Annotated in this window: 14 protein-coding genes; 9 read left to right on the top strand and 5 right to left on the bottom strand. The window is 63.1% G+C overall.

The annotated features are described in order from the left end of the window. The first annotated feature begins 23 nt into the window (after window positions 1–23). Together GDR53_RS08525 and GDR53_RS08520 are read left to right on the top strand one after the other, a co-directional pair. Complete coding sequence (locus GDR53_RS08525) at window positions 24–1,220, top strand: class I SAM-dependent RNA methyltransferase (RefSeq protein WP_193337628.1); 1,197 nt, start codon at window positions 24–26, stop codon at window positions 1,218–1,220. 122 nt (window positions 1,221–1,342) lie between these two features. Next, entirely contained in the window at window positions 1,343–1,735 is a 393-nt protein-coding gene (locus GDR53_RS08520; protein WP_193337627.1) for a hypothetical protein, read from the top strand. Between the two features lie 47 nt (window positions 1,736–1,782). Here the strand turns inward: GDR53_RS08520 and GDR53_RS08515 are convergent, their stop codons facing one another. The 4 genes from GDR53_RS08515 to GDR53_RS08500 form a co-directional block, all read right to left on the bottom strand. Further along, entirely contained in the window at window positions 1,783–2,610 is an 828-nt protein-coding gene (locus GDR53_RS08515) for a sugar phosphate isomerase/epimerase family protein (protein ID WP_193337626.1), read from the bottom strand. Next, window positions 2,607–3,776 carry a dihydrodipicolinate synthase family protein gene (locus tag GDR53_RS08510; protein WP_193337625.1) on the bottom strand — a complete coding sequence of 390 codons (1,170 nt, stop codon included), beginning with the start codon at window positions 3,774–3,776 and terminating at the stop codon, window positions 2,607–2,609. The genes GDR53_RS08515 and GDR53_RS08510 overlap by 4 nt, the downstream gene beginning before the upstream one ends. An 84-nt stretch (window positions 3,777–3,860) precedes the next feature. Further along, a complete protein-coding gene (locus tag GDR53_RS08505) occupies window positions 3,861–5,012 on the bottom strand; it encodes a Gfo/Idh/MocA family protein (protein ID WP_193337624.1) in 1,152 nt (383 codons plus the stop codon). A gap of 107 nt (window positions 5,013–5,119) precedes the next feature. After that, window positions 5,120–5,860 (bottom strand): sulfite exporter TauE/SafE family protein, encoded by a 741-nt coding sequence (locus GDR53_RS08500; RefSeq protein ID WP_193337623.1) that lies wholly within the window; start codon window positions 5,858–5,860, stop codon window positions 5,120–5,122. 222 nt (window positions 5,861–6,082) lie between these two features. Between GDR53_RS08500 and GDR53_RS08495 the strand changes: the two genes are divergently transcribed. The 4 genes from GDR53_RS08495 to GDR53_RS08480 all read left to right on the top strand — a co-directional run bounded on the left by GDR53_RS08495 (window position 6,083) and on the right by GDR53_RS08480 (window position 9,937). Next, window positions 6,083–7,120, top strand: a complete 1,038-nt coding sequence (locus tag GDR53_RS08495) for a Bug family tripartite tricarboxylate transporter substrate binding protein (protein ID WP_232846766.1) — start codon at window positions 6,083–6,085, stop codon at window positions 7,118–7,120. Between the two features lie 78 nt (window positions 7,121–7,198). Continuing rightward, the gene (locus tag GDR53_RS08490; RefSeq protein ID WP_193337622.1) at window positions 7,199–7,753 is read left to right on the top strand and encodes a tripartite tricarboxylate transporter TctB family protein; all 555 of its coding nucleotides are present in this window, start codon (window positions 7,199–7,201) and stop codon (window positions 7,751–7,753) included. A gap of 17 nt (window positions 7,754–7,770) precedes the next feature. Then, complete coding sequence (locus GDR53_RS08485; protein ID WP_193337621.1) at window positions 7,771–9,297, top strand: tripartite tricarboxylate transporter permease; 1,527 nt, start codon at window positions 7,771–7,773, stop codon at window positions 9,295–9,297. Beyond that, window positions 9,245–9,937 (top strand): TetR/AcrR family transcriptional regulator, encoded by a 693-nt coding sequence (locus GDR53_RS08480; RefSeq protein ID WP_193337620.1) that lies wholly within the window; start codon window positions 9,245–9,247, stop codon window positions 9,935–9,937. Before GDR53_RS08485 ends, GDR53_RS08480 begins: the two co-directional genes overlap by 53 nt. On the opposite strand, the gene GDR53_RS08475 is transcribed toward GDR53_RS08480, so the two are convergent. Next, complete coding sequence (locus GDR53_RS08475) at window positions 9,934–10,857, bottom strand: LysR family transcriptional regulator (RefSeq protein WP_193337619.1); 924 nt, start codon at window positions 10,855–10,857, stop codon at window positions 9,934–9,936. The two genes, GDR53_RS08480 and GDR53_RS08475, sit on opposite strands and share 4 nt — an antisense overlap. Before the next feature lie 452 nt (window positions 10,858–11,309). On the opposite strand from GDR53_RS08475, the gene GDR53_RS08470 reads away from it, so the two are divergent. The 3 genes from GDR53_RS08470 to GDR53_RS08460 all read left to right on the top strand — a co-directional run bounded on the left by GDR53_RS08470 (window position 11,310) and on the right by GDR53_RS08460 (window position 14,584). After that, window positions 11,310–12,599 carry an ABC transporter substrate-binding protein gene (locus GDR53_RS08470; protein WP_193337618.1) on the top strand — a complete coding sequence of 430 codons (1,290 nt, stop codon included), beginning with the start codon at window positions 11,310–11,312 and terminating at the stop codon, window positions 12,597–12,599. A 172-nt stretch (window positions 12,600–12,771) separates the two neighbouring features. Continuing rightward, on the top strand, window positions 12,772–13,710 hold the full coding sequence (locus GDR53_RS08465) for a carbohydrate ABC transporter permease (RefSeq protein WP_193338020.1): 939 nt from the start codon (window positions 12,772–12,774) through the stop codon (window positions 13,708–13,710). Then, a complete protein-coding gene (locus GDR53_RS08460; RefSeq protein WP_193337617.1) occupies window positions 13,703–14,584 on the top strand; it encodes a carbohydrate ABC transporter permease in 882 nt (293 codons plus the stop codon). The genes GDR53_RS08465 and GDR53_RS08460 overlap by 8 nt, the downstream gene beginning before the upstream one ends. Window position 14,585 lies beyond the last annotated feature (1 nt).

Genomic DNA, 14,585 nt, shown 5'->3' with positions numbered 1-14,585 from the left:
GGTTCAGCAAGCCCCGGATCACCATGACCAGCATCACGACCATTACCAGCCTCGGCCATAAGGGCGAGGGCGTCGCCGAGATCGACGGCCACAAGGTCTTTGTGCCCTTCGCCTTGCCCGGTGAACGGGTCGAGCTCGAGCTGGATGGTGATCGGGCGACCCTGCTGGGCGTGATCGCGCCGGCGGCAAACCGCATCGAACCCTTTTGCCCGCATTTTGGCGCCTGCGGTGGCTGCCAGCTGCAGCATCTCGATCGCCCGAGCTACGAGGCCTTCAAGATCGGCCTGATCGAAACGCCGCTGCGCTTTGCCGGCATCGAGCTATCAGTATCGCGCTTCATTGATGCCGCTGGCGCGGGCCGCCGCCGCGCCACCCTGCATGCCCGGCGCGAAGGCGTCGGCTATATGCGGCTGCGCAGCCACCAGGTGCACGACATCGATGCCTGCCCCATTCTGGTGCCGGGCCTCGACAAGGCACCCGACATTGCCCGCGCCGTGTTCCAGGCGGTGGGCGAGGCTGATGTGAGCCTGGTTGCGACCCTCTCGGGCCTCGACGTGGCCATCCGCACCGAAAAGAAGCAGGCCCGCCACGATCGCGTTGCCCCGCTGGTTGCCCGCTTCAAGATGGCGCGCCTGGCGCTCAATGGCGAAATGGTACTGCAGGCGCAGCCGCCCATCGTCGAAATGGGCCGCGCCCGCGTCGAACTGCCGATTGGCAGTTTCCTGCAGGCCACGGCAGAGGCCGAAAACCTGCTGGCCGACTATGTGCTCAATGCGGTCGACCGCAAGGTCAAGACGGTTGCTGACCTGTTCTGCGGCCTCGGCCCCTTCGCCCTGCGCCTGGCCGAAGAGCGCCCCGTCAAGGCCTTCGACAATGACCGGGCCGGCATTGCCGCGCTGGACCAGGCGCGCCGCTTCACCAAGGGCCTGCGCGAAATCACCGCCAAGTGCCAGGACCTGTTCCGCGATCCGCTGACCCAGTACGAACTCAATTATGACTTCGTCGTGCTCGACCCGCCGCGTTCGGGCGCCGAGGCGCAGGTGCGCGAACTGGCCAAGTCCAAGGTCAAGACCGTGGTCATGGCGGCCTGCGATGCGCGCACCTTTGCCCGTGACGCCGCCATTCTGGTGGCCGGCGGCTATGCCATGAGCGACCTCGTCGCCATCGACCAGTTTACCCAATCCACCCATATCGAAATGGCGGCAACCTTCCGGCGCTGATCAGCAGATGTGATCGACGCGCCTGTCGTGTCGGGCAACCAATGCGCTTTTGCCCGCGTTGGGCAACCATTCACTAATCATAGCGATGGCCCTGGGCGGGAGCTGTCGTGATGGAGATCACCATGAACATCTTGAAAACGACTTTTGCCGTGACTGCCCTCTGCGCCAGCCTTGCCGCGCCAGCCGTGTTTGCCCAGGAAGCCATCCCGACCGGCGTGTTCGTCGATGAGTGGGGCACGTCGTTTGAGTTCCAGGCCTGTGGCGACGGCACCACCCTCTGCGCCGTGCTGACCAACCTCGAAGGGGAATCGGCCACCGAAGATAACCTGGCCTTTGTCGGCAAGCAGGTCATCGAAGCCGAGCAGGTTGCGGAAAATGAGTGGCAGGGCGAACTCGTTGCCGGTGGCCTGAGCGCCGCCGCCACCATCACCATGGTCAGCGAAAATACCGTTGAAATCCAAGGCTGCCGTGCCGGTATCCTGTGCCAGACGCTGTCCTACAACAAGGCCTCGTAGCTCCTTGAATAAAGAACCCCGGGGTGCGGCCCCGGGGTTTTGTTTGCTTAGCAGACGGTGGCGACGCGCTCCTTGATCACCGCGAGCACCTCGTCGCCGGGGCGTTTCCACCAATTATCCTGGCTGAAGATTTCGACCTCTTGTGGCCCGTAAAACCCCGCATCCTCGATCATCTTCCGGATGGCGGGCAGGTCGATGACGCCGTCGCCCATCATGCCGCGATCAAGCAGCATGTCCTTGGTCGGCGCCAGCCAGTCGCAGATGTGATGGGCGAAGATACGGTTCATCCGTCCGGCCCGGGCAATGGCGCCCGCCAGCCGCGGGTCCCACCACACATGGTAGACGTCGATCGCGACACCGACATTTTCGCCCAGCGTCTCGCAGATATCGAGCGCCTGATCGATCGTGTTCACGCAGGCCCGGTCTGCCGCATACATCGGGTGCAGCGGCTCGATGGCGATCTTGACCCCCGAGGCCTTTGCATGAGGCAGCATGGCGGCGATGCCGTCACTGACCATGCCGCGGGCACCCGGCAAGTCCTTGGAACTGCCTGGCAATCCGCCGACGACCAGTACCAGGCAATCTGCATTGAGCGCAGCCGCCTCGTCGATGGCATGGAGGTTGTCATCGATCTGCGCCTGGCGTCCGGCCGCGGTTTCCGCCGGGAACATGCCGCCGCGACAGACGCCGGTGACCTGGATCTTGTTGTCGCGCACGATGCGCGCGGCTTCATTGAGGCCGATGGCGGCGATCTGGTCGCGCCAGGGGGATATGGCGGTGATACCGGCCTTGAGGCACCCATCGACCGCCTCGGCAAAGCCCCAAACCTGGCGTGTCGTCGCCAGGTTCAGCGAGATAGCACGGGGCCCCTTCATGCTAGCACACTGTTAACATTGAGCACCGCATTCATCCGCTTTACCGCCAGTTCGGGGTCACCCAATACGCGTGCCTTGTCGGCCAGGCGGAACAGTTCCGCCAGGTGCTGCACCGATCGAGTGGATTGCTGGCCACCGATCATCTGGAAATGATCCTGCAGCCCGTTGAGATAGGCCAGGAACACCACGCCGGTCTTGTAGAACCGGGTCGGGGCGGCAAAGATATGCCGGCTCAAGGGTACCGTGGGTTCGAGCAGCGCGTAGAAGTTTTTGTCGTCGCCCTTGCCGAGCGCCGCCAGGGCGGCGGAGGCGGCCGGAGCGATGGCGTCGAAGATACCGAGCAAGGCGTGCGAATAGCCCTGATCATCGCCGGCAACCAGTTCGGCATAGTTGAAATCGTCGCCGGTATACATCTTGACGCTTGCCGGCAGGCGCCGGCGCATGGCGATCTCTTTTTCTGCCGAGAGCAGGGAGATCTTGATGCCGTCGACATTTTTGGCATTGGCGGCGATGACGTCGAGACAGACATCCATCGCCTTGTCGTGGTCGATATTGCCCCAATAGCCCTGCAAAGCGGGGTCGAACATTTCGCCCAGCCAGTGCATCACCACCGGCTGCTGCACCTGGCTGAGGATGTGGCCATAGACGCGGGCATAGTCGTCGGGGGATTTGGCGGCAGCCGCGAGGGCGCGCGAGGCCATCAGGATGACGCGGCCGCCCTGGGCTTCGACAAAGCCGACCTGCTCCTCATAGGCCTTGATGATCTGGTCGATCGTCACATCCGGGCCAGGCATGAGGTGATCGGTGCCGGCACCATAGGCGATCAGCGCATCGTCCCTTGTACGGGCTTCGGCCTGGGCGCGCCGGATCAGCTCCTGCGCCTCGGCCCAGCCCAGGCCCATGCCGCGCTGGGCGGTATCCATGGCCTCGGCAACGCCGAGCCCCAGATCCCAGAGGCGGTGGCGGAATTTGAGCGTCGTGTCCCAGTCGATCGCCGGGGTCAGCCAGGGATCGTTATTGGCCAGCGGATCGGCCACGACATGGGCCGCCGCATAGGCGATGCGGTTGAAGTCGCTGGCCTTGTGCTTGACGAAGGCGATGGGTTCGCCGGTCAGGGTATAGGGGGTGATGGAGCGGTCGGGATTGGGCAGGTTGATGCTTGGCATAGGGCGTCTCCGGAGGAAGCCACAACAAACGCGGTGTCACCCCGGCTTGCGCCAGAATGACACCCGCAATGGTTAGTCTGTCGCCTAGAATTCGAGCTTGGGCACGTCGAGCCAGCGCCGTTCTGCCCAGCTCTTGAGCCCGAGTTCGGCCAGCTGCACGCCCTTGGCGCCGGCCTCGAGGCCATATTCCCAGGGCGCGTCCTCGGCGACGTGACGCAGGAACATCTCCCACTGCGCCTTGAAGCCATTCTGCGCCGGCCAGTTGTCCGGCACTTCTTCCCAGTCGTTGAAGAAGTTCATCGTCTGCGGCTGGTCGGGGTTCCACACCGGCTTGGGCGTATTGACGCGATGCTGGGTCCAGCATTTGTGCAGCCCGGCCACGGCCGAGCCATGCGTGCCATCGACATGGAAGGTCACCAGGTCGTCGCGGCGCACGCGGGTGGTCCAGCTCGAATTGATCTGGGCGATCACGCCGCCCTCGAGCTCGAAAGTGGCATAGGCCGCGTCATCGGTATCGGCCTTGTAGGGCTGGCCCTTTTCATCAACGCGATTGGGGATGTGGGTGGCGCCCAGGCACGAGACCGCCTTGACCTCGCCGAACAGATTATCGAGCACATAGCGCCAGTGGCACAGCATATCCAGAATGATGCCGCCACCATCCTTCTTGCGATAGTTCCAGCTCGGGCGCTGCGCCGGCTGCCAGTCGCCTTCGAAAACCCAATAGCCGAACTCGCCGCGCACCGACAGGATCTCGCCGAAAAAGCCGCTATCGCGCAGCATCTTGAGCTTCATCAGGCCGGGCAGGAACAGCTTGTCCTGCACCACGCCATGCTTGAGGCCCGAGGCCCGGGCGGTCTTGGCCAGATTGACGGCGATTTCCAGCGAATCCGAGGTCGGCTTTTCGCAATAGACATGCTTGCCGGCGGCCAGCGCCTTTTCGATCAGCGACGCGCGCATCAGCGTCGTGCCGGCGTCGAAGAACACCGTGTCATCCGGATTGGCCAGTGCCGCGTCGAGATCGCTGCTCCAGCGCTTGATGTCGTGCTTTTTGGCCAACCGCTCGATCTTGTCGGCGTCGCGGCCAACGATGATCGGGTCGACCACCAGCCGGTCGCCATTGGCCAGCATGATGCCGCCCTGGTCTCGGATCGCCAGGATCGAGCGCACCAAATGCTGGTTGTAACCCATGCGCCCGGTCACCCCGTGCATGATCAGGCCAAGCCGTCTATCCGCCATTGCAAAAATCCTCCCTGCGCGCATCTGCGTGTAACTGATTAGTTACTTGCGTATACGGACAGCCCGGCCGCCGTCAAGCCGGCATCGGCAGATTTGTCGGCTTTTGGCTAGAGGCCCAGCACCATCTTGACCCCGATGACGCCCAGAAACACCAGGATCATCCGGTCGAATGCCTTGCGGCTGAGCTTGCCGCTGGCCCATTGCCCGATCGGCATGAAGACCAGGATCGGCACCAGGGCCAGCAGGCCCTGCAGCAGCCAGAGCGGCTGCATCACGCCGGCCACAAAGAGCGCCGGCAACTGCACCACCGAGAACAGCAGGAACATGGCCGAGACGGCATAGACATGGGCGGCGCGCTCCAGCCCCATGGCATGGATGAAGGTGACCCCGATCGGCGCCGAAATGCCGGTGGCGCCCTGCAAGGTGCCGCCGCCCAGCCCGGCCAGCGGCCCGAAGCGCTTGGCCATGGCCAGGTTCAGCGACCAGTGCGGCGTGACCAGGCGCAGCCCGACATAGGCCAGTAGAATCACGCCGAGCCCCAGCACGAGCAGGCGCTCGGGCAGGCTGGTCAGGGCCCAGGTGCCCAGCATGATGCCCAGGGCGCCGCCCACAAGAAACCACGGCATGAAGGCCATACGCGGCGTTTCCGCCTCGGCACGAAAGCGCCAGACCTGCCAGGCATTGGTGACGATCAGCGGAATGGTCATCAGCCCCACCGCATGCTGCAGCCCGAATACGGCGGTCAGCACCGGCAGCGCCACCAGTGGCAGGCCCATGCCCGTGGCGCCCTTGACCACGGCCCCGGCGCCCAAAGCCAGCAGCATGAGCAATGCCGATTGAAGATCCACGTTATGTCCCCATTTTTGCCAACCGTCCGGTGCAGGACCCTATTCACTCCGCTCCAGTGTTGCCCGCAACTTCCTGCACAGCAATCGGAAAATATGCCCACGATCAGAAATCCAAAATCACCGAATGGTTACTTGCTGGTTGACAGGCGGCCAAAGCGACTTCAGTCTGGTGGCGGGCCAATGACAAAAGTCAGCCCGCACACTTGTTTTTGGGAGGATCACATGACTCGCACGCTGCGACTTTTGCTGACCTGCAGTGCCACGACGGTGCTGCTGGGGACCACGATGACCTTGGCACAGGAATGGAAGCCTGACCGCCCGATCAATCTGATCGTGCCCTGGGGCGCCGGTGGCTCCACCGACCAGGTGACCCGCGTCACCGCGCCGATTCTGGCTGAAGCGCTGGGCGTCGACGTGGTTGTCGTCAACCAGCCAGGCGCGTCGGGCGCTATCGGCACTCAGGAAGTGCTCAACGCCCCGCGCGACGGCTATACCTGGACCGCCAATGCCATTGCCAACAATGCCACCTATTCGGTGACCGGTCTGCTCGAAGGCACCGATATCGATGACTGGCACATCTATCTCTCGGTCGCCAATGTGCCGGTGGTTTCGGTGCCCGCCGACAGCGAATTCACCGATTTCGGCCAGCTCCTCGAGGCGCTGCAGACCCGAGGCGGCGAGATCACCGTGGCCACGGCCGGCATTACCTCGTCGGGCGGCACGGCCATTGCAGCGCTCTCGGATGCCGCCGAAGGCTTTGACTATAACATGATCACCTATGACGGCGGCGGCCCGGCTGCCATTGCCACCGCCTCGGGCGAGGCCATGGTCACCACCCAGTTGGCGGTGGAACAGACCGAGCTGATCCGCGGCGGAAGGCTGCGGGCCTTGGCGGTACTGTCCAACCAGCCGCTGCAGCTTGAAGGCGTCGACCCGATCCCGCCCATCACCGACTGGCTGCCCGACATGGAGATGGCACCGGACTATTTCGGCATTTTCGTGCCCACCGGCGTGCCTGACGAGGTCATCGCCACGCTCGACAAGATCTGGGCCGAGCAGGTGACGACGTCGGAATCGATCCAGACCTATGCCGAGACCTTCGGCGCGGTTTTTGCCCCCTCCTATGGCGCCGAGGCGCGGGCCCTGGCCATGCCGGTGGTGATTCTGGAGGCCTGCTCCTCGGTGGAGCGCGGCGAGGCGGTCAACGACCCTTCCACGATCGGCATCGACTGCGAGACGCGCACCGAAGTCGCGCAATAGGCAGTCTGATCGTTGACATGCCTGGTCCGGCCTGTGCGCAGGCCGGACCGACCGCCCCTGCACCAGATGAGACCCGATATGGAAACGCAAGCCGACACGACAGGGTCGCCGCCCGCTGCCGACAGGGCAGAGCCGCCGGCCATGATCAAGGCCGACCTGCTCGCAGGCCTGTTCTTTCTCGTTCTGGCTGCCGCGACATTTTTCAGCGCCTGGACGATGGATCGCCTTGAGGCGCGCCGCATCAACCCGCTGACCGTGCCGGGCCTGGTTCCCGGCCTGCTTGCTTTGGCCCTCTTCGTCTGCGGTCTGGTTCTGACCATTCGCTCTCTGCGCACGGCCGCGCCGGGCGGCTGGACCGATCTGGGCCAGGCTGTCACCACGTCGGCTGCCCGGCGGGCGGGTGCGGTTCTGGTCCTGACGCTGACCTATGCGCTGCTGCTGGTGGGGCTGCTGCCCTTCTGGCTGGCAACCGGGATCTTCGTCTTTGCCTTCATCATGACCTTCGAGACCTGGCTGTCCACCCCGCGCCGCCCGCTGCTGGCGACAATGCCCTGGGCCCTTGGATTGGCGGTGGTGACCGCAACCGTCGTCACGCTGGTGTTCGAGCGCCTGTTTCTCGTCCGTCTACCCTGACCGGAGCTTGCTGAATCATGTTTGACGGTCTGGGCCTGTTGGCCACTGGCATCACCCATTTCCTGACCCCCATTTCGCTGTTCAACATCGTCTGGGCCACGCTGCTCGGCATTGTGATCGGCGCCTTGCCGGGGCTTACCGCCACCATGGGCGTCGCCCTGCTGGTGACGCTGACCTATAAAATGGACGCCGACCAAGCGATTCTGTGCCTGATGTGCATCTATTCCGGGGCAATCTATGGTGGCAGCCGCACGGCCATCCTGCTGGCCATTCCGGGCACCCCGGCCAGCGCTGCCACCACGCTCGATGGCCACCCCCTCGCCCTGCAGGGCAAGGCGGGTCTGGCCATGGGACTGGCCACCACCTCCTCGGCGCTGGGCACCATTATCGGCATTGTCGCCCTGGCGCTGATCGCCCCGCTCTTGGGCGAAGCCGCCCTGCGTTTCGGCACCTATGAATTCTTCTGGCTGGCTTTGTTCGGCGTGGTGATTTCGGGCCAACTGACGGCCATGGATGATCCGCTCAAGGGCTATATTGCCGGCATTTTGGGCCTGATGGTTGCCATGATCGGCATGGAAACCCTGCACGCCCATCAACGCTTCACCTTCGGCATGCCGGCTCTGGGCGGCGGCATCGATCTGATCCCGGCCATGGTGGGTGCCTTCGGCTTCGCTGAAATCCTCGCCGTCATGAAACGCAGCGCCCAGGCCCGCATCGTCTCCTCCAGCGACCGCGTCGTGCCCAGCCTGGGCGAAGTGTTCAAATACTGGAAAACCATCCTGCGCTCGGGCCTGATCGGCACGTTTGTCGGCATCGTGCCCGGCGTCGGCGAGGATGTCGGCTCCTGGGCCAGCTACGCCGCCGCCAAGCGCGCCAGCAAGGAGCCGCATATGTTCGGCCGGGGCAGCCAGGAAGGGCTGATTGCCGCCGAGACCGGCAATTCGGCGGTGGTGCCCGGCGCCATGATCCCCACGCTGACCTTGGCACTGCCCGGTTCGGCCGCCGCCGCCGTGCTGATTGCCGCCATGTTCATCCACGGCATCCGGCCCGGCCCCCTGCTGATGACCGAAAGCCCGGAAACCCTCTACCAGATCGTCGCCATCCTGCTGTTTTCCACCCTGGCCATCCTGGCCTTCGGATTGACACTGACCAAGCCGCTGCTCAAGGTATTGTCGGTGCCGCGCGAACGGCTGATGGCGGTGGTCTACGTCCTATGCGTGGTGGGCTCCTTTGCCATTACCCAGCGCCTGTTCGACGTCTATGTTATGGTGGCCTTCGGCATTATCGGCTTCATCCTGCGCGAGATGAAATACCCCATGGCGCCGCTGGTGCTGGGGATCATCCTGGGCGACCTGCTCGATCTCAACCTGCGGCGCGGCCTCTTGCTGACCAATGGCGACCCAAGCCCGTTCTTTACCCGTCCCATCAGTACTGTTATCTGCGGGATTATTGTTGTCACCATCCTGATGTCCATTCCGGCGGTATCCAAGCGTGTCCGAGCTGTCTTCAACCGCACCCAAACCGACGGCCCCGGCCAAGGCTAAGACGCCTCGGGTCAAGCGCCCGCGCGACAGTGCCAAGACCAAGGCGGAAATCCTTGTCGCCGGACGGGCCGAATTTGCCGAGCGCGGCTTCGAGGGCGCGCGGGTGGATGCCATTGCCGCGCTGGCCGGCGCCAACAAGCGCCTGCTCTACCACTACTATGGCAACAAGGAAGACCTCTACCGGGCGGTGCTGCTTGACGCCTATCAGGAGATCCGTCGCGGCGAGAAGGCGCTGAGCCTGGACCAGTTCGGCCCCGTCGAGGCCATGGACCGGCTGGTGCGCTTCACCTTCCGGCACTTCCTCGCCAATCCCTGGTTCCCGCGCCTGCTCAATACCGAAAACATCGAGAACGCCCGCTTTCTCAAGACCATGCCCGATATCCAGGCGCTGCATTCGCCTTTGGTCGGGCAGATCACCACCATTGTCGAGCGCGGCGCCGATGCAGGTGTCTTCCGCCGCGATGTCGATCCGGTGCAGCTCTATATTTCCATTGCCGCCTTGGGCTTTTTCTACGTGTCCAACATGGCAACGCTCTCGGCGATCTTTGCCCGCGACCTGGCCGCCATCGACATGGTGCAGGAGCGCGAGGCCCAAGCGGTGCAGATGGTGCTCGACTATCTGCGCACCAAGCCGGCCTAGCCGAGCGGCGGCAGCACGGCCCGGGCCGCACTCTGCAGCCAGCCGATCAGTTCTGACACGCGCGGCTCCTCGGCCCGCTCGCTTAGCACATAAAGCCCGATTGTGTTCTGCCGCGTCGGCTCGGTCAGCGTGATGCGCCCCAGCCCGCGCCGGGCAAATTCGGGCGCCATCACTTCGGTATGGGCGATTACTGCATCGGTGCGTTCGACATAGTCCAGACACGCCGCCAGCGAGTTGGAGGCAAAGGCATATTTGCCCTGATCGAAATTGGCACTGGCGGCGGTGGTGCGGCTCCAGGTTTCAAAGAACCGCTGATGCCGCGTTTCGGGCAGGGCGCTGGTCACCGCCGGATAGGTCTCGATTTCGGCCAGGCTGCGCGGCGCCTGCAGCAAGACATGGCCCAGGCGCACGAAATAGCCCTGGCCAACCCGGGTCAGCGGCACGAAATGTGCGCCGGTGCTGCGGTTGAGCCCTTCGATCTCGTGGCCCACGAACAGCGAGATATCGCCTGTCAGCAACTGGTCCATCAGGCGCAGCTGGTTGCCCAGGCTCACATGGATCCGGGCACTGCCGAACTCGCGGGCATAGTCCACCACCATATCGCGGATGAACAGCGTCCACCACGAATAGCCGGTGCCGATATTGAGCCCCTGCTCGATGCGGCCGCGCTGCTGCTCGATGGCCTTGAGCGTATTGTCGTAGAGCCGCCGCATCAGCCTGGCGTTCTGATAGAGCGTTTCGCCATAGGCGGTCAGTTCCACCCCGCGCGACGAGCGCGTCAGCAGCGGCACGCCCATGGTTTCCTCGAGCTTGCGCATATTGAAGGTCAGCGTCGGCTGGGTGATGAACAGCGCAGTGGCAGCGCCGCTGATCGTGCCCGCCTCGGCGACCGCCAGGAACTGGTTCAGCAATTTGTCCATGCGGCTTTCCCATAGATTTTATCTATAATGGACAGGGTATTTCGTATTTTTCTTTTGGTCCAGTCTGAGCCAGACTTGTCCGCAACAAGACCAGTTCGTCCCCCAAGGACGGCGGAGGCGGCGTAGATCGGAAACCGATTTTGCGCCATAAAGACACACAACTTCAAGGAACTAGCAAACGACCATGGTCTGGTCAGCGGTATGTTAACGACCCTCGGAAATCTTCCATACAAGTCGATTGCGCCCCGCCAAATCAGTATGCTATGTCGTAACCAGTCGGTTATTTGTGCAATTTGCGAATGCGTGAATTCTCAGAAGGCATTGATGCTTGCCAAGGACAGCGATGTCAGGTAGCGGGGATATGTAACCGGTTAGTGATTTAGCGGCGGGAGGCTGCTGCGTTACAAGCGTTCCAAGGCTCGGAACGACCACATTCATGGGAGGAAAACCTGATGTCTATTCGTCTTGATCGCCGTCAATTCCTGATGGGCAGCTCCGCGCTGCTCGCTGCCGGCGCTGCCGGCATTTCGCCCAGCTTTGCCCAGGCCGAGAGCCTGCGCCTGATCTTCTGGGGCGGCCAGGCCCGTGCCGACCGTACCTATGGCGTGACCGACCTCTATACGGCTGCCAAGGGCACCCAGATGGAAGCCGAGTTCCTCGCCTGGAACGACTATTGGCCCAAGCTGGCCACCCAGACGGCCGGCGGCAATGCCCCCGACATCATCCAGATGGATTATCGCTACATCGTCGAATACGCCAAGCGCAACGCCATCGCGCCGCTTGATGAATTCGTCGGCGGCGCCCTCAACCTCGCCGATTTCGACGCCGATCAGCTCGAAGGCGGCAAGGTCGACGGCAAGCTCTATGGTATTTCGCTCGGCGCCAACTCGGTCGCCATGCTGGTCAACACCGCCGCTTTCGAAGAAGTCGGCGTCGCGGTCCCGACCAATGCCTGGACCTTTGACGACCTGATGACCATTGGCGAGGCCTTCAAGACCGCCAATATCCGCGGTGGCATGAAGGCGATCATGGACGGCTCCTATTCCGAGCCCATGCTCGACAACTGGCTGCGCCAGCGCGGCAAGGCCCTCTACACTGCCGACGGCAAGCTGGGCTACGACGAGGCCGATGCAGTCGAGTGGTACACGATGTGGGCCAAGCTGCGCGCAGCCGGCGTCTGCGTCTCTGCCGAAGACCAGGCCCTCGATACCGGTCCGCTCGAAACCACCATGCTGGTGCTGGGCAAGGCGGCGCTGCTGCCCTCCAACTCCAACCAGCTCGTGGCCTTCCAGGCCATCATGCAGGACAATCTCGACATGGTCGGTTATCCGCGCATCGAAGCCGGCAAGGGTGGCGGTCATTACCGCAAGCCGTCGATGTTCTTCTCGATCGCCGGTTCGTCGGCCAAGCAGGAAGCGGCTGCCGAGTTCCTGAACTTCTTCATCTCCGATCCGGAAGCGGCCAAGATCCTGGGTGTCGAGCGCGGTATTCCCTGCTCGGCCGCCACGCGCGACATCGTCGCGCCGACGCTGGACGAACAGAGCCAGATCGCGCTCAACTTCGTGGCCAATCTGGGCGACCTGCTGGGGCCGCTGCCCCCATCCCCGCCTGCTGCCGCCGGTGAAATCGACGCTTCCCTGATCCGTACCCTCGGCCAGGAAGTCGGTTTCGGCGCCAAGACGCCCGAACAGGCCGGTGCCGATCTGGTCAATGGCGCCAACGACATTCTCAGCCGCGCCTGAGACTGATCCCGACCGCGCGTCCCCCCGGACGCGCGGTTTTCTATTCCAGTCGCTAGGAACGGTCCTTCATGTCGCATGTTTTCTCCCACCAGATCCTGCTGGATCACGACCTGTCTGATCCCCTGGCGCTTGCCGCCACCGCCACCCTGCCCGGGGCGCGCTGACCATGGCCATGCAAGACACCTCCCGCTCAAGCACTGACCACCAGCCGGTGGTCCATACCGCCTGGTCGCGCTTCTGGCAGAATGATGCGCCGGGCTATCTCTTCCTGCTGCCCTGGCTGATCGGTTTTCTGGGCCTCACCATCGGGCCCATGGCAACCTCGCTTTATCTCAGCTTTACCGATTTCGACCTGCTGACCAGCCCCGACTGGGTGGGCGCGGACAATTACATCCGCATGTTCAGCAACGATCCCAAATTCTGGACCTCGATGCGCGTGACCATGTTCTTCGTGGTCTTCTCGGTGCCGCTCAAACTGGCCTTCGCGCTGGCCGTGGCCATGCTGCTCAACCGCGGCATTCGCGGCCTGCCGCTCTATCGCGCCCTGTTCTATCTACCCAGCCTGCTGGGTGCCTCGGTGGCCATCGCCATCCTGTGGCGGCAGATCTTTGCCGGCGACGGCCTCGTCAACAAGCTGCTGGCCATGGTCGGCATTATCGGCCCGAGCTGGATTTCCAACCCCAACTATTCGCTCTGGACCCTGATCGTGCTGTCGATCTGGCAGTTCGGCTCGCCGATGATCATTTTCCTCGCCGGCCTGCGCCAGATTCCTACCGACATGTATGAGGCGGCAAGCCTGGATGGCGCCAGCAAGTGGCGGCAATTCGTCAAGATCACCCTGCCGCTGCTGACCCCGGTGGTCTTCTTCAACGCCATCATCCAGACCATCGAGGCCTTCAAGAGCTTCACCCCCGCTTTCATCATCTCGGGCGGCACCGGCAATCCCATCAATTCGACGCTGTTTTATACGCTCTACCTCTACCAGGAGGCGTTCAGCTTCTTCCGCATGGGCTATGCTTCGGCCCTCGCGTGGGTGCTGCTGGCGCTGGTCGGGCTGTTCACGGCCTTCTCCTTCTTCACCTCCAAATACTGGGTGCACTACGATGAGTAATGCTGCTCGCCTGACGGTCGTCACCGGCGCCGCGGCTCCCGGTCGCAAGCGCCTGACCTCGATCCTGATCCATGTCGCCCTGATCGGCGCCTCGATCGCCATGCTCTATCCGCTGCTCTGGCTGCTGGCGGCCTCGGTGCGGCCGGAAAACGAGATCTTCAGCTCGGCCAGCATCATCCCGAGCTCGTTTAGCCTGGATGCCTATTTCCGCGGCTGGAACGGGCTGCGCACCGGCTTTGGCGTCTTCTTCACCAACAGCTTCATCATTTCGGGCCTGTCGGTGGTGGGCAATGTGCTGGCTTGCTCCATGGCCGCCTATGCCTTTGCCCGGCTGGAATTCAAGTACAAGAATTTCTGGTTCGCCATGATGCTGATGACCCTGATGCTGCCCTATCAGGTCACGCTGATCCCGCAATATGTGCTGTTCCGCCAGCTCGGCTGGGTCAATACGTTCTTGCCGCTGGTGGTGCCCAAGTTCCTCGCCGCCGATGGCTTTTTCATCTTCCTGATGGTGCAGTTCTTCCGCGGCCTGCCCAAGGAACTCGACGAGGCTGCCCAGATGGACGGCTGCTCGCCCTGGCGCATCTACTGGAAGATCATCATCCCGCTCTCCATGCCGGTGCTGGCGACCGCCGCCATCTTCACCTTCATCTGGACCTGGGACGATTTCTTCGGGCCGCTGATCTATCTGAGCGAAATGAAATCCTACACCGTCATGCTCGGCCTGCGCACCTTCACCGACAGTACCGGCGAGAGCGACTTTGGCGGCCTGTTCGCCATGAGCGTGCTCAGTCTCGTGCCGATCTTCCTGTTCTTCCTGTTCTTCCAGCGACTGCTCATCGAGGGCATCGCCACCACTGGTATGAAACGTTAGC

Source organism: Devosia beringensis, from assembly GCF_014926585.1.
Taxonomy (GTDB): Bacteria; Pseudomonadota; Alphaproteobacteria; order Rhizobiales; family Devosiaceae; genus Devosia; species Devosia beringensis.
Note: the sequence above shows the minus strand (reverse complement) of the source record. Positions and strands in the feature narration are given on the sequence as shown.

Coding starts and splice junctions, on each gene's coding strand:
- GDR53_RS08505 (WP_193337624.1), bottom strand. CDS start 5,012: ATGGCGGATAGACGGCTTGGCCTGATCATGCACGGGGTGACCGGGCGC.
- GDR53_RS08460 (WP_193337617.1), top strand. CDS start 13,703: ATGAGTAATGCTGCTCGCCTGACGGTCGTCACCGGCGCCGCGGCTCCC.
- GDR53_RS08520 (WP_193337627.1), top strand. CDS start 1,343: ATGAACATCTTGAAAACGACTTTTGCCGTGACTGCCCTCTGCGCCAGC.
- GDR53_RS08525 (WP_193337628.1), top strand. CDS start 24: ATGACCAGCATCACGACCATTACCAGCCTCGGCCATAAGGGCGAGGGC.
- GDR53_RS08475 (WP_193337619.1), bottom strand. CDS start 10,857: ATGGACAAATTGCTGAACCAGTTCCTGGCGGTCGCCGAGGCGGGCACG.
- GDR53_RS08470 (WP_193337618.1), top strand. CDS start 11,310: ATGTCTATTCGTCTTGATCGCCGTCAATTCCTGATGGGCAGCTCCGCG.
- GDR53_RS08465 (WP_193338020.1), top strand. CDS start 12,772: ATGCAAGACACCTCCCGCTCAAGCACTGACCACCAGCCGGTGGTCCAT.
- GDR53_RS08490 (WP_193337622.1), top strand. CDS start 7,199: ATGGAAACGCAAGCCGACACGACAGGGTCGCCGCCCGCTGCCGACAGG.
- GDR53_RS08510 (WP_193337625.1), bottom strand. CDS start 3,776: ATGCCAAGCATCAACCTGCCCAATCCCGACCGCTCCATCACCCCCTAT.
- GDR53_RS08495 (WP_232846766.1), top strand. CDS start 6,083: ATGACTCGCACGCTGCGACTTTTGCTGACCTGCAGTGCCACGACGGTG.
- GDR53_RS08515 (WP_193337626.1), bottom strand. CDS start 2,610: ATGAAGGGGCCCCGTGCTATCTCGCTGAACCTGGCGACGACACGCCAG.
- GDR53_RS08485 (WP_193337621.1), top strand. CDS start 7,771: ATGTTTGACGGTCTGGGCCTGTTGGCCACTGGCATCACCCATTTCCTG.